Below are 13486 nucleotides of genomic sequence, written 5' to 3'. Positions count from 1 at the left end.
TGATAGCACCTCAAGTAGCGTGGGCATAAGCTGATAGCTAATAGCTGATAGCTAATAGCTGATAGCTGATAGCTGATAGCTGATAGCTGATAGCTGATAGCTGATAGCTGATAGCTGATAGCTGATAGCTGATAGCTGATAGCTGACACATTTCCCCTAAAAATTAGGTGCCTTTTAGAGGCAGATTAATGATGACGCCACCCATGACTTCGCCCATCTCAAAGACTTTGTCGGGATAGCGCTCTTTGTGTACAGGATGGGTGTTGTGGCAAGAGACACAGGCTTCAGCCACAGCTTTATCAGGGTAGACGGCAGAATAATAGGTTTTACCAGCAATTTCTTGATAGTCTTTGTAAGGCTCACCGGTTTCAACCACTTCTGCCATGGCTTTCTTTTCAAATTCAGATTTTGGCGCTTGGTTATCGTTGATGTTCCAAGGGGAAATTAAGCCGTAGGTAAACTCTCCGCTATCAGAAGCAATCTCTGCTCCTAGACGGAACATCTGAGCTGGTAGGGGAATACCACCAGTTTGTTGCCAACCTTCAGTGGCTTCCGCATCAACTACTCCTTTTGGCTTGTCTTTGCCTTCTAATGTCTTCAAGCGGTTAACGACATGCTTGGTGTAAGCGGTGCGGTCTGCTAACAACACAGTATGGATATAATCCACAACTATTTCTGGAGCAACACCTGCAGCTTGCTGACTTGAACCGCCGCCACAAGCTACAACAGTGACGCAAATCGCTAAACCTAAGGCAATTAAGCCTACAGCTTTCGTTTTCATGCGATGTAGCAATGTATTGATTGCCATGATTTCGTGTCTCCTCTCGTTGTATTTAATTGGTATGACGTGGCTATAACGTAGCTATGACTAGGGCTAGGAATAATTAGCGTTACCTAGTAGCGTTAATTAGTAGCTTTTACTACTAGTAGCGTTAATTAGTAGCGTTAATTAGTAGCTTTTACTACTGTTCAGCGTTACTCGACCGTTTCTTCTCAAATGCACGAATTAGATCAAAGGTTTCTAGCTTCAGGCTAGGAGGTTCAGCAAAGTTTTCCTCCACTAGCTCATCGTCGAAGATACTGTTATAGCTATACTCGACGCTGTGGCAGTTCATACAAACTTCCTTAACCATGCGATCGCGTGGTTTCAGAGTAAAGGTATTGTTGTGATTAACGACAATTGTGTTTTCTGAATTTTCCAGCTGCTGACGAGGTAAATGACAGGTAGCACAGGTTACCGATTCACCATTGGGTCTGGGTAAAGTGCCTTGGTCGGCAAGTAGTTGGGCATGCTTTGAGTTTTGATAGTTAAGGGAGTGGCTGTCATTATGACAGGTCAAGCAGGAATCTACAGAGGCTTGCCAGGTATCTACAGAATGGACATTGTGACAGCTATTGCAGTTCATTTGCTTGTCCATGGCTGACTCTTTCATCGCCAAATGAGCCATTGCTGGTGTCAACGGAGATAGTCCTTCTGAGATCCGAATGCCATGCTTACCATACACAAAGGTCTCAACTGCTACCTCATGGCAACTTTGACAACTTTCCTGGGTTGGTTTCACCACTAATTCTTTAGTGTCAGAGTCTTGGTGACAGCTAGAGCAGTTAATGTCTGCTAAAGCATGAGCACTGCCTTCCCACAACTGATTAATCTCAACTAATTCCCCTTGGGAAAGGGATGCAGCGGGGTCTTTGGGCACACCCCCATTAGTAGCTACATCAATAGCAGTGTTTGCGTTACCTCGGATACTGCTGACCAATACCAACCCAATTAGAACGAGTACAATGGCAATCAGTTTTTTCATGACTCGCTCCCCAGGAATTCTTCACCTAAATCGGGAGTAGGCGGTTCTTCTAATTCCGCAGTAACTGTCCGCTCCAACAGTATAGGTTCTGGCAACATCGGCAACTGATCGATATTCTGACGCAGGAATCCTGTGGAGATGGAGCGGTGGTCGTGGAAGTTATGACAGCCTGCGGTCCAGCAACCATCCGGAGCAAATCCTGTATGACTGGCTAAGTCACCGGTAATGATGCCTTCATGGCAAGCCATACATAGGTCTGGCTTTAGGTGAACTCCTCGCCCAAACATATGGACGTGTTCGTTATGACAAGCTGTACAGGTCAGTACATCTATATTGGTTAAGAGTTCAGCCCAACGGGGGTCACGGAACTTTTTAGCTCCGTGAGCATCTGCTGCCATTTCCGCTTCGTGACAGCGCATACAGGTTTCGTTGGTGACCGGTTTAAACCCCTCATGACAAGAGTTACAGGACACCTCAAACAAAACATGCCCCTCCGAGGTAGTGCCAGGAAGGAACACACTGCGATGATCTAATGCGAAGGCAGCGGTTAACCACGTTAGTAGGATCACCATCACACCGATGATGACTACTTTGGATTGGAGAATACTGGGCTTAAAAAACTTACCGAGATTGCTTGCCATTTTTAACTATTTACAACAGGATGGCTTACAACAGCATGGCCAGGATAAGGGTGACAATTCCACCAGCCCCAAACACTCCACCGACTAATGGCCAGTTAATGTTTGTTTCTGGCACCTCATACTGTTGGGGGCTGGGTTTTGTAGCCTCTGGTTTTGGGGAATCTAACTCCACCTCTTGAGAGGAATAATCCGCACCATCCAACATGATGGTGGTAATGGCTCCGTAGGCATCTACCCAGGCTTGCTTGACTTCTGGTGTCCAATCCGCACCCAAGTATTGCTCAAAGGTTTTTAGGAGGCTATTGCCCACTAATGGATAATGTTCTGGCAGCGCTCCATACTTAACATGTCTCGCTCCTAGTCCTTTGAGGGCTGAACCGAGGGTATCTGGTTTGCGTAGATTTTCTACTACCAGTACCAAGGAAGCCAGCAGTTTTTTCTGTTGGGCACCCATGTCTGTGGTATCGAACAGAGGCTGGGCTGCTGGATAATCGGTGAATAGATTTTCGTAGAAGCTGGCTACAAATTCGGTAGCGCGAGGCTTAACTTTATCAAAGCTTTGTTCTAATAGTTCGACTTGTAAAGACATTGTTCTATATCACTCCCTAGGATTTAGATAGGATTTAGATGGGATTTACATGGGATTTAACTGTTAGCTTGGCACCGAGACCCCTTTACTTACTTCAGCCCACTTCTGGGTTGGAGTTATTGAGGTTGAGAGTTTGACATCCCCTAAAGGTAGATGCCCAGTGGAGATAACCTGCCACCAGGCAGGATTCTAAAGATGTCTAACTGTGTAAGGTTCCCACTGACTAACACTGACTAAGTCGATGTGATTAGATCAATAGTCCATATCGAGATATAACGATAGGTTTCACAATTGGCAGACATCGTAGCTTTTGTTACAAACAATTTATAAAAATGAATATTATGCATTAAAAGTTTGCATTTAATACATTTTCGATTTGATAATTAGGCTTTTGTTGGAGAACGCTTAAATTAGAGTCCGATATTCGAGTCGGGAAATCAGCTGTTCGTCGGATCAGTCTCCTCTCCTATCGAGAATAGTAGTCAAATGCACTTAATTTGGTGCAGTTAATTTTTTATTGCCGTGAGGCAACGATTAAACAATGCTGAACATTTTAGAACAAGCCAGTCTTGCTGGACAGCAGGAAAATTTTTCATTACTCACTCATCATCTTCAGCAGTTGTCCATAGGGAAAAATGGTCAGAGACAGCAGCGGTTAAATGATGAAGAGTTCCAGCTAGCCTTGAGTCTGGGATTACAGGTGCTCAAGAGTGGCGATTTTCACGAAAAATGGGATTTAGTAAAGGTGCTACCAAAACTGGGGAAAGCTGTTATTGCTCCGGTGATCAGCATCCTAGAAGATGAAGCACTAGATTTGGAAGTCCGTTGGTTTGCTGGTCGAATCTTAGGTCAGTTTGATGACCCGGCAGTGGTGATGGTGCTAGTCAAATTGCTGAAGGATGGTGAAGATGAAGAGTTAGCCTATATGGCTTCTGAAGCACTGGCAAACATTGGGACTTCAGCAGTGGCGGCTTTAAGCCGTTTTCCAGAATCCCCAGAGGCCAGATTATTGGCAGTGCAAGCCCTGGCTCATATTCACCGTCCTGAAGTTATTGAGCCATTGCTGAGTGTGGTTAATGACCCCAGCTGGGAAATACGGGCTACTGCTATTGAAACCCTCAGTAATTTTCGCTCACCTTCAATTACTTCAGTCCTGCTGAATGCCTTAACCGATAAAGTGGCAGCGGTGAGAAAAGAAGCGGTGATTGGTCTAGGGTTACTACGCACTTTGTTGCCAGATTTAGATCTAGTCAAGCGGATTAAACCATTGCTTTATGACCTGAATTTGGAGGTTTGCCACCAAGCTGCGATCGCACTCGGGCGTTTAGCTACCTTAGACGCCCATCAAGCCTTAGTTAAGGCACTCCAGTCACCAGCTACACCAATCAGTTTACAAATCGAGATTGTCCGTGCTTTCACTTGGGAGTTTACTACCAATTCCCTACAACAGTTGCAAGCAGTGCTGAGGGAGGCACCTACACCAGTCTGTAGGGAAATCATTAGCGTCCTGGGGATGGTAGAGTCAGACTATTTGAAACCCAAAGCGGCTGAGATTTTGATCGACTTTTGTCAATCAGGGCACCTGGCTACGGAAGATCAGCAAATCAAACAAACTCTAGCCATGTCTCTAGGACAATTAGCTCAATTTGAATCAATACCATTACTCAAAGACTTAGTCGCAGATTCAGATCACTCCGTGAGCTTGCATGCGATCGCAGCCCTGAAAAAATTCTGATTGTAAATTCTCATTCTAAATTCCCTTTAGTCTAGGGGCGTAAAGCCTTCAGGGTCTACCGTTGCTAAGGCTTGCATTTTTTTGTGCTATACTCTATAATTGTGGTTTAATTCAGAAGTGGGCTACCCCTTAACTCAAATCCCTAAGGTGGACTTTAATTGAGGAAAGCCGATCTGAGCCATCCATAGAGACAACAGAAAAATCAATAAAAGCAAAGATATTGCGGAGCAAGCGTGGTTTAAAAGCCAATTCTGGGCGTTTGCTTCATGATTTTGCCACAAAAATTTGCTACCATCAAGTACACTCGCGAACCCTAGGGGACGATTTAATAGAAGGCCATTGAGTAGTCCAGCCTCAATTGTTCCTAGACTTGCTCTGTGGATGGAGAAATACGAGTGAATATAAACGACGATACCGTATTCAAAGCACTTCTGAGTTCACTGAACACAAATCCAGGCTTTGACTTTACTAAGCACCAGATTCCAGGTCAAAAGTGCCTCAAAATTGAATCACTAGATCCTAAGCAATCCTCTCTAAAGCCGGAGCTGCTCTATGCTGCTCTAGAGGAACTCTCTACCGGTTTTGAGGAACTCAGCGAGAAGTATGAGGCTTTGCAAGCGGCTTACGCTGTGTTACAAGCACGGCAACAACACTACCATAATTTGTTTGAATTGGCTCCGGAGGGTTACCTGGTAACCAATGCTCAAGGAATTATCCAAGAAGCAAACAGTGCAGCTGCTAGTCTACTAAACGTACAGCAGTATTATCTGGTGGGTAAACCGCTGATGAGCTTTATCAGTGAAGCTGAGTCTAATCGGTTCGACCTCCAACTCCACCAGCTCCAGGAATTGCAAAAGCTCAAGGACTGGCAAGTGGTATTGTGTCCACGGCAAGGTAAACCTGTAGCGGTTGATATGTCAGTGTCTGTCTGTTGTGACTCTCAAGGCAATGTGGTTAGTATCCAGTGGATCATACTTAATGTGACTGGGTTCTAGAACCGCTAAAAGAGCTCGAAGTCAAAGACATCAGGGCTCTACAATCCGGTTTTATCATTACCCTTTCTCTGGAATTGAGCAAACCCCTGAATAAGATCATCAATTAACTACCACAGATGGCTGATTGTGCTTCTCTGCTTGGGTTGACAAGGCTAATCCGTTACCCTTACCAGATTTTATCCAGCTTCAGCACGAAACCAGGCAGTACCGACTCATCACCCTTGACCGTAGCCGGATTGTCCAACTGTTCCACTTCTACCCCAGGACGGTAAATATACACCTGACGACTATTTGGGTCAATCAACCACCCCAAGCTAGCGCCATTTGACCTGTACTCCTCCATCTTGTTCTTGAGATCTTTCACCCTATCAGTGGGGGAACGCAATTCAATCACAAAATCCGGGCATATGGGAGCAAATTTTTGCCTTTGTTGAGGTGTTAGGGCTTCCCATCTTTCTAACTTTACCCAAGAGGCATCAGGGGAACGTTCTGCACCATTGGGAAGTTTGAAACCAGTGGATGAGTCAAAACCTACTCCTGTACCGTCCTGTTCCACCCAAGTCCACAACTGACCACCTATACTTAGATTACGTTTTCCGGTTTCACCTCCTGTTGGGGGCATAACAATTATTTCTCCCTCTGATGTCCGCTCAATACGTAATTCTCGGTTAACCTGACAAAATTCAAAAAATTGGTCATCATCCATCTCCAGTGCCGGGGGCATCCTCAGCACAATCGGATTAGTTTCAACAGCTGTGGTGGCGAATGTCATGATTTAGTTGCTTCCCGCACAACAGAGTTTCTTCTATTCTAGTTATTGGTACTTACAGCGGTTTTCAATTCGGTGAGGTACAAATTTCTACGTTTTAGGGAGCAGGGAAGAGGCAAGAGGCAAGAGGAACCCACCCCTAACCCCTCCCAGGAGGGGAAGGCAAGAGGCAAGAGGCAAGAGGCAAGAGTGAAAAAATTCTGTGTACCTCAGGTGCGACCCGTGGCGAATTTAATTCTTAATGGGTCAAGCGCACCTAATAGTTATGAAAAATGCTGTAACTATCAGACTACAATTTGTTGTGTACCGACAAATTCTGTTTCAAAGGTTAAATTTTCATCTTCTAGCAGCATTTCAATTACTTCTCGCAAATTTTCCTTTAACTCGTCTAAGGTTTCTCCCTGAGAATGTGCGCCTTTAAATCCTGGAATATAACCAACGTAGAGATTGGTATCTAAATCTCGCTCAACAATTGCAGTAAATGTTTTCATGAAATTCTAGTTTTTTAATTTAATAATATCTTCTAGCGGTTTGCGACTTTTCAAGTAGCGTGAGCTTTTAGCTGACGGCTGACGGCTGACGGCTGTTCGCGCTACGTCATAGCCCCTTAGCGCCAGTCACCGATTATAACAAAGTGTGCCCAGTAATAGGGATGACTGAATTCATACTTTTTTAACATACTTAACTGAGCACGGCGCAGGGCTTCAGCTTTAGTAACGTTCCGTTGAGTAAATTCTTGGTAAAACTGAACCATCAGCTCAGCAGTGGATTGGTCGTCAACAGACGCCAGAGTGCCGACAATACTTCGTATTTTAGACCTTAGGGCTACTCCCGCAAATCCAAAAGGTGTTTGATTATTCCCTTGAGCAATTTCACAAGTACTGAGGACGAGTAATTCAATGGGATTGGATTTTTTGTGTTTTTTTGAATGCAGTAACTCCTCAAATTCCTTGGCTGTAATTTTTTTGTCCCAAGCCAATATAAATGTATCTTCTGAAGAAAACTCTCCATTGGTTGCCAAGTGAACTATAGGGAAGTAAGAGGAGTTAAGTGCGTTTTCCAGGGCTTTACCAGTGAAGTCCTGATTAAGTAGGATTGAACTTGGTATCATTGAGCTAATTTTTTTTACCTCCACCTCAACAAAGGGTAATGGTGAATAGCCTTGGCGGGATTCAGAAACTCCAGCAATCAAAGCTTTTAAAGGTTTTTGTTTCTGGGGCTGAGGCTCTAGACTCTGTAAAGCGGGGGTCACAGCAATGGCATATTTTTCTACTAAATACTGCTCGCCATCGTGGAGAGCTGCCATGGGAATATTTCCTAGCCTACTATTTGATACAAATACCAGGGTCTTGATACTGCTTTTAGCTAACTTAGTTTCTGCTGGTTTAATCAGCAATTCGTAAATTTTTGGGGAGAATCTACGCCATAAACGTCTATGCACGATTCGCACTGCCTCTTTAAAACTGCTAAGCGTTTCCTCAACTTCTTCTGCAGATAAAGGTGTTGAGTAGCGGTGCAAGGGTTGACCGGGCAAGTGAAGAATTACTTCCAAGCGGTCTTCCAAAAGAATAGGATAGATTACTGCTGCTTGGGAATCAATTTGGTCAATTTGGATGAGATTAGGATTCAAAGGAACTATCTCACGGAAGTTATTGAGTTCAGTCAAATGGAGAGATTCAATAACCTGACGAACTTTTCTGAGATTTTGCTGGTTAGAGCCAGTTTCCTCAGAATCCAAAAGTGACCCGATAAACCCCTGATAAACACTCTCTACAATTTCTCCAAAAGAAACCCGTATAGCTGGATTTATCCTAGTTAAATCCCTACCTAAGGATTGGATAGTATCAAAAGCTTTGGCGTAAGCAGACGACGCTCTTTGAGTATCTCCTTGAGCTGCGAGTAAACGAGCTTGGGCATTTAAAGATTGGGCAAGAAGAGCTGAGTGATCTAGAGAGTTTCTATTATCTGCATTGGCTAATAGTTTCAAACTTTCTGAAACTGCCTTATTTGCCTGATCAAACTGTTCAAGTTGCTGATAGGCAATAGCAATATTGCTCAGCAGCATGGCTTGTTTGAGTTCATAGTCTTGAATCTCAAAGGACAGAGCTGCTTTTTTCCAGGCTCTTTCTGCCTGAGAGCGCTTATTGGCTTTGTAAAGTTTTCCAGCTACTTCAGATAGCTGCGAGACATTTTGAAATTCTTGCTTTACCTGGTTAAGTTCTATCTTGGCAGAATCAACCTGGCGATTCGCGTTTACCAATAGAATTACTGTTAGTATTCCAGAAATCCCAGCTCCCAATAACGCTAAAATTAAGACACCTAATCCGAACCGCATCTGCCCTTTGGCTTTCCGATTCGCCTCAGTTAGTACCAGATTTATCTTCTGGGCAGCTTCCCTATCTTTCCTCTCTCTCTCTAATGCTGCAAATCGCTCTTTTTTAGCGATTTGCTCCTCTATCTGCTTTTTCTCACTTGCCGCCAGAAACTGCTGATCTAAATAACTTAAATTTTTACCCTTTGCCCAAGCTTGAGCATTCTTTAGAGTTTGACCGCGCAACAATAGTGACTGATCCTGACAATCCGACGCCACCCAACCCCTAAAGGCTTCCGAATAGGGACGTAACTGGGCTAATTCTTGCTTAATCCACTCCTGATTAAAGACTTCACGGTAGATCGGGTTATACACTTTAAGCACTGGAGAGGTTCCAAGTCTGTGCTTGACCACTAACCCAGATAACTGTAACTTGCCCTCTTCAAAACTGTTATTAGCAACAACTTCCCCCTGCTGCCACACCTGCTGATACAATTCCAACAAATAGGCAGCCCGTTGCTCATTACAAAGAATGCGATCGCGTATGGTCTTCAAGTGTTCCGGTTGATCGGTAGCTTCCCAGTTCTCGATAAAATGCGATCGCACTAATGTCTCAATCCACTCCCTCTCCTTCTCCCCCCTTGTTAAGGGGGGTTGGGGGGGATCCAAACTTGTTAAGGGCTTCTCAATCGATTTATTCTCCCCCCTTATTAAGGGGGGTTGGGGGGGATCCAAACTTGTTAAGGGCTTCTCAATCGATGCCTTCTCCTTCTCCCCCCTTGTTAAGGGGGGTTGGGGGGGATCCCAACACCCAGAACTCACCTTCTCAATCGATGCCTTCTCCTTCTCCCCCCTTGTTAAGGGGGGTTGGGGGGGATCCCAACACCCAGAACTCACCTTCTCAATCGATGCCTTCTCCTTCTCCCCCCTTGTTAAGGGGGGTTGGGGGGGATCCCAACACCCAGAACTCACCTTCTCAATCGATGCCTTCTCCTTCTCCCCCCTTGTTAAGGGGGGTTGGGGGGGATCCCAACACCCAGAACTCACCACCAACTGACACAGCTTTTGAGTAAGAAACGGTTGTCCTCCTGTCCACGTTACTATCTCCTCGATAACAGCTTGGGGGTTACTGACGTTTCCCTCCAACCCCTTGATTAACGGCTCAACTTCATGGAGTTGAAAGCCATGTAACTCAACTGCTCGGCCAATATTAAACGGGGTGCGGTCTTTATCTGCTATTAAATCCCCTGGTGTCGCCACCCCCAACAGCACAAAACTGATGCGATTATAAGCAGAATTTTCCGCCCGTTTGTTATAACAGGCTCGAATTAGGGCAAAAAAGTCATCTTTAAACGCCAGTTGCAGAACGCTATCAATTTCATCAATAAAAATAACAATCCGTTCCGCAATTTGGATCAGTAATACCTCTTCGATAAACTCCCGAAAAAGCTGTACTGGGGGAATATCTTTGTGCTCATTGAGCCAGCTCCGAAATGATAATTTCTCCTGTAGACCGAATCGGTTAATCAGAGTTTTGGTTAAGCCGCCATACCATTTCTCTGGGGTAACCTGTTGGGTTCCTAATTCTGTAATATCAATGGATGCACAAGCCACCCCCTGGTTTTGCAGCCGTTTCATGGTTCGCACTCTCAGGGAAGACTTCCCCATTTGGCGGGAATTCAAGACATAGCAAAACTCTCCAGCCAGCAACTGCTGATAAAGTTCCCCGTCAGCGGTACGCACTACATAAGTACTAGCATCAGGTGGTAGGCATCCCCCAACCTGATAGGCTCCTGTACTCATGACAGTTCCCCTAGGTGGTCTCTAAAATACTGTCGATATAAATTACAACTGGCCATGACCTGATTGCCTTGCTTTTTCACTAGCCCCATGCTGTACAACTGATAGGCTGCGATCAAGTCCAGATGCACAGGAGCGTTAGCATCAATCACCTGTAATAGTGCTTTGGCCAAGTCTGGGTGTGGTTGCAGCATCCGCCACAGATGTCGCAGGTGGTTGGCGTAGATGCCAGCATCTGTGGGAGCGGCTTGCAACAGTTGCGCCAGGGAGTTATTACCGTGGATTTGGCAGTGAGATAAGGCTTGCTGTACCAGATCAGGATGACCTCCCACCATCCCCATCAGTTGCTCCACAAGGGATTCACTCAAATCCTGTCCATGTTGTCGGGCTAATTCCTGGACTTGTTCCGGGGTAAATTCTGGTAATTCGATGGGCACTCCCACATTAAACGGGGATTCATTTATATTGAGAGGGATATAGACATCTGTGGAATGAACAACCACCAACCGCAACCGTTTCCAGACCTGTTCCACTTTCCCCCGTTCGTGCCACGCCCTCAGCAATCCCAAAAACTCTGAAGCCACCTCAGGGTAGGGAAAAACTCGGTCTACTTCATCGAGACATAAAACCACGGGAGCCCCAGCTTCAGGCAGAAGATAGTTCTCAAAGTATTCGGTACAATCGACCTTAGCGGTGGAAAAGTCTTCATCCCAATAGTCTCTTAACCGATTTGGTATCTTCAAGCTTTGGGCAACACTGATACAAAACCACTTGAACAATCGATCCACATCGGTCAAGTCATTGCTATTGGCTAAGTGAAAATTTAAATAGGCCTTTCGGTAGCCCTTCTGGGCAAGCTGATCCAACATTCTCACCATCAGCAATGTCTTCCCCATCAGCCTCGGGGCTTTAATCCTGACCAAGGCACCGGGACCTAAAAGGGCTTGATAACAGGAGTGTTCAATGGGAGGACGTTCAACATAAATCAATGAAGAGTCTTCTTCAGGGCAGTGTGTGTACAATACTTCTGAATTTACTTTTACATTGGCTGACGTATCATTGTCAATGTTGTCCTCAAAAAATGCGATCGCATTCCAGTCTTGCCCCAGTTTTTCACTAATTTCTTTGAAATTCAGGTTATCTACAGCTCTGCCATTGAGATAATTATTGACGGTTGATAGAGATATCAATAACTCCTCAGCTAAATCTTTCTGGCGAGGGAAACCGTTGCGTTGAACCGCTAATTTTACCTGGTCAATATACTCTGGGCGAACTCTAAGTGAGCGTGGCATGGTCTAGGTTAGATGAGCTAATCAAACTATAACGCTCTTTCCTAGGGACTTAGCCCAACTCAGGTACAACTCAGGCATAACTCACCTTTTAACCTACGGCAAATTCTGTCAACTTACGTGCGTTGGGGTCATGATAACCGATGACAATTTCTGACTTAGGTACTCCTAATTCTACGAGCTCATCGGCTACACCAACCTCAGTACCATCATGTTGAATCCAGATTTTTTCTCCCTTGATATCAATATGGATCAACGAACCACAAACTCGACGGTCACCTGACCAGCCAACTGTTACTATTGACACTCCCCGCTAATCGCGAGACGGGGATTCTTCGCTCAACGATTCGACTTGCTGAACCTGGCCGGAACCAAGAACAGTAGAGGTCAAATCTCCCGAAGCGTTGGGGTCTAAGACCCAGGTTCCGGTGTGCCCCACCGTACCCAAAGCTCTCTTCAGAATGTTGACTGCGGCGTTGTGATCTCGATCTAATCTACAACCACACTTACAGGCGTGAGTCCTAGTTGATAGTGACTTCTTCACGATTTCACCGCATTCAGAGCAGTTTTGACTGGTATAGGCAGGATTTACTGCAACGGTGACCCTGCCGAATTTTGTTCCAAAGTGCTCTAACCATTTCCTAAATTGATACCAACCAGCATCATTAATAGATTTAGCGAGACAGTGATTTTTAACTAGATTCTTAACCCTTAAATCTTCGTAGGCGACCAAATCGTTAGATCGGATTACGCAACGTGCCAGTCTCTTGGCATGTTCTTCACGCTGCCTACTTATTTTAAGATGGTGTCTACCTAGTCTATTAATGGCTTTTTTCCGATTGGCTGAGCCTTTTTTCTTCCGAGATACCCGGCGTTGATAAAACTTTAGACGTTCTTCTCCCTTTCTATAAAAACGAGGATTAGACTCTGAGTAGCCATCAGAGTCAGTGTAAAACTCTTTCAGTCCTACATCTAGCCCTATAGTCTTCCTGGAAGGGTCTAATTCTTCTTTTACATCAACCGCAATACAAAACTGAACATAGTATCCGTCAGCCCTTTTAACAATGCGAACTCGCTTTATTTGCTTTAAATCAAATCGCCACAAGTCCCATGTCCCCTTGAGCTTCAGTTTTCCTATGCTTTTTTTGTCCCTGAATGTTATAGCTTTCTTGTCAGGCGATAGTTTCCATCCAGATTGCTTATACTCTACTGAACGGCAATGCTTTTGGAAGCGAGGGAATCCTTTCTTGCCAGGTATCTTTTTCTTGCAATTGTCGTAAAATCGAACGATCGATGACCATGCACGCTCAGACGCAGCCTGTCGCGCTGTTGAGTTCAGTTCATTAGCGAAAGGTAATTGCTTGGCCAGTAATTTGCAATACTTACTGAGGTCATATTTCCCGGTTCCTTTATTGTCCATCCATAATCTAATGCAACAATTACGGATAAACTTAACTGTCCGAATAGCCTCATCTATTGCAGAGTACTGACTTTCTTTCCCGTAGGCTTTGAACTCAATTATGATCACCGGATATCGACCTCCTCCGTTACT

The 13486-nt window shown here is 44.9% G+C and carries 12 protein-coding genes; 2 read left to right on the top strand and 10 right to left on the bottom strand.

Annotated features, from left to right (window positions below):
* Positions 1 to 163: 163 nt before the first annotated feature.
* The 4 genes from F6K63_RS00760 to F6K63_RS00745 all read right to left on the bottom strand — a co-directional run bounded on the left by F6K63_RS00760 (position 164) and on the right by F6K63_RS00745 (position 3035).
* Entirely contained in the window at positions 164 to 808 is a 645-nt protein-coding gene (locus tag F6K63_RS00760; protein ID WP_287310388.1) for a Tll0287-like domain-containing protein, read from the bottom strand.
* A 154-nt stretch (positions 809 to 962) separates the two neighbouring features.
* Positions 963 to 1805 (bottom strand): cytochrome c3 family protein, encoded by an 843-nt coding sequence (locus F6K63_RS00755; protein ID WP_287310386.1) that lies wholly within the window; start codon positions 1803 to 1805, stop codon positions 963 to 965.
* Positions 1802 to 2446 (bottom strand): cytochrome c3 family protein, encoded by a 645-nt coding sequence (locus F6K63_RS00750; RefSeq protein WP_287310384.1) that lies wholly within the window; start codon positions 2444 to 2446, stop codon positions 1802 to 1804. The genes F6K63_RS00755 and F6K63_RS00750 overlap by 4 nt, the downstream gene beginning before the upstream one ends.
* 25 nt (positions 2447 to 2471) lie before the next feature.
* Complete coding sequence (locus F6K63_RS00745) at positions 2472 to 3035, bottom strand: globin family protein (RefSeq protein WP_287310382.1); 564 nt, start codon at positions 3033 to 3035, stop codon at positions 2472 to 2474.
* Between the two features lie 541 nt (positions 3036 to 3576).
* On the opposite strand from F6K63_RS00745, the gene F6K63_RS00740 reads away from it, so the two are divergent.
* Entirely contained in the window at positions 3577 to 4770 is a 1194-nt protein-coding gene (locus F6K63_RS00740; RefSeq protein ID WP_287310380.1) for a HEAT repeat domain-containing protein, read from the top strand.
* A gap of 395 nt (positions 4771 to 5165) precedes the next feature.
* The gene (locus F6K63_RS00735) at positions 5166 to 5765 is read left to right on the top strand and encodes a PAS domain-containing protein (RefSeq protein WP_044495145.1); all 600 of its coding nucleotides are present in this window, start codon (positions 5166 to 5168) and stop codon (positions 5763 to 5765) included.
* 166 nt (positions 5766 to 5931) lie between these two features.
* Here the strand turns inward: F6K63_RS00735 and F6K63_RS00730 are convergent, their stop codons facing one another.
* The 6 genes from F6K63_RS00730 to F6K63_RS00705 all read right to left on the bottom strand — a co-directional run bounded on the left by F6K63_RS00730 (position 5932) and on the right by F6K63_RS00705 (position 13462).
* Entirely contained in the window at positions 5932 to 6537 is a 606-nt protein-coding gene (locus F6K63_RS00730; RefSeq protein WP_008189366.1) for a Uma2 family endonuclease, read from the bottom strand.
* A 281-nt stretch (positions 6538 to 6818) separates the two neighbouring features.
* Positions 6819 to 7025 (bottom strand): type II toxin-antitoxin system HicB family antitoxin, encoded by a 207-nt coding sequence (locus F6K63_RS00725; RefSeq protein ID WP_287310379.1) that lies wholly within the window; start codon positions 7023 to 7025, stop codon positions 6819 to 6821.
* 116 nt (positions 7026 to 7141) lie between these two features.
* On the bottom strand, positions 7142 to 10648 hold the full coding sequence (locus F6K63_RS00720) for a CHAT domain-containing protein (RefSeq protein ID WP_287310377.1): 3507 nt from the start codon (positions 10646 to 10648) through the stop codon (positions 7142 to 7144).
* Positions 10645 to 11937 carry an AAA-like domain-containing protein gene (locus F6K63_RS00715; protein ID WP_287310375.1) on the bottom strand — a complete coding sequence of 431 codons (1293 nt, stop codon included), beginning with the start codon at positions 11935 to 11937 and terminating at the stop codon, positions 10645 to 10647. The genes F6K63_RS00720 and F6K63_RS00715 overlap by 4 nt, the downstream gene beginning before the upstream one ends.
* Positions 11938 to 12025: 88 nt before the next feature.
* Entirely contained in the window at positions 12026 to 12241 is a 216-nt protein-coding gene (locus F6K63_RS00710; RefSeq protein WP_287310373.1) for a XisI protein, read from the bottom strand.
* A 6-nt stretch (positions 12242 to 12247) separates the two neighbouring features.
* Positions 12248 to 13462 carry an RNA-guided endonuclease InsQ/TnpB family protein gene (locus F6K63_RS00705; protein ID WP_008189359.1) on the bottom strand — a complete coding sequence of 405 codons (1215 nt, stop codon included), beginning with the start codon at positions 13460 to 13462 and terminating at the stop codon, positions 12248 to 12250.
* Between the last annotated feature and the right edge of the window lie 24 nt (positions 13463 to 13486).

Source organism: Moorena sp. SIO1G6 (assembly GCF_010672795.1).
Classification (GTDB): Bacteria; Cyanobacteriota; Cyanobacteriia; order Cyanobacteriales; family Coleofasciculaceae; genus Moorena; species Moorena producens.
This window is presented reverse-complemented; position numbering and strand designations above follow the sequence as displayed.

Excerpts from the sequence above, each read along its gene's own strand:
- F6K63_RS00750 (WP_287310384.1), bottom strand. The coding sequence starts at position 2,446 with ATGGCAAGCAATCTCGGTAAGTTTTTTAAGCCCAGTATTCTCCAATCC.
- F6K63_RS00740 (WP_287310380.1), top strand. The coding sequence starts at position 3,577 with ATGCTGAACATTTTAGAACAAGCCAGTCTTGCTGGACAGCAGGAAAAT.
- F6K63_RS00760 (WP_287310388.1), bottom strand. The coding sequence starts at position 808 with ATGGCAATCAATACATTGCTACATCGCATGAAAACGAAAGCTGTAGGC.
- F6K63_RS00720 (WP_287310377.1), bottom strand. The coding sequence starts at position 10,648 with ATGAGTACAGGAGCCTATCAGGTTGGGGGATGCCTACCACCTGATGCT.
- F6K63_RS00755 (WP_287310386.1), bottom strand. The coding sequence starts at position 1,805 with ATGAAAAAACTGATTGCCATTGTACTCGTTCTAATTGGGTTGGTATTG.
- F6K63_RS00715 (WP_287310375.1), bottom strand. The coding sequence starts at position 11,937 with ATGCCACGCTCACTTAGAGTTCGCCCAGAGTATATTGACCAGGTAAAA.
- F6K63_RS00730 (WP_008189366.1), bottom strand. The coding sequence starts at position 6,537 with ATGACATTCGCCACCACAGCTGTTGAAACTAATCCGATTGTGCTGAGG.
- F6K63_RS00745 (WP_287310382.1), bottom strand. The coding sequence starts at position 3,035 with ATGTCTTTACAAGTCGAACTATTAGAACAAAGCTTTGATAAAGTTAAG.
- F6K63_RS00725 (WP_287310379.1), bottom strand. The coding sequence starts at position 7,025 with ATGAAAACATTTACTGCAATTGTTGAGCGAGATTTAGATACCAATCTC.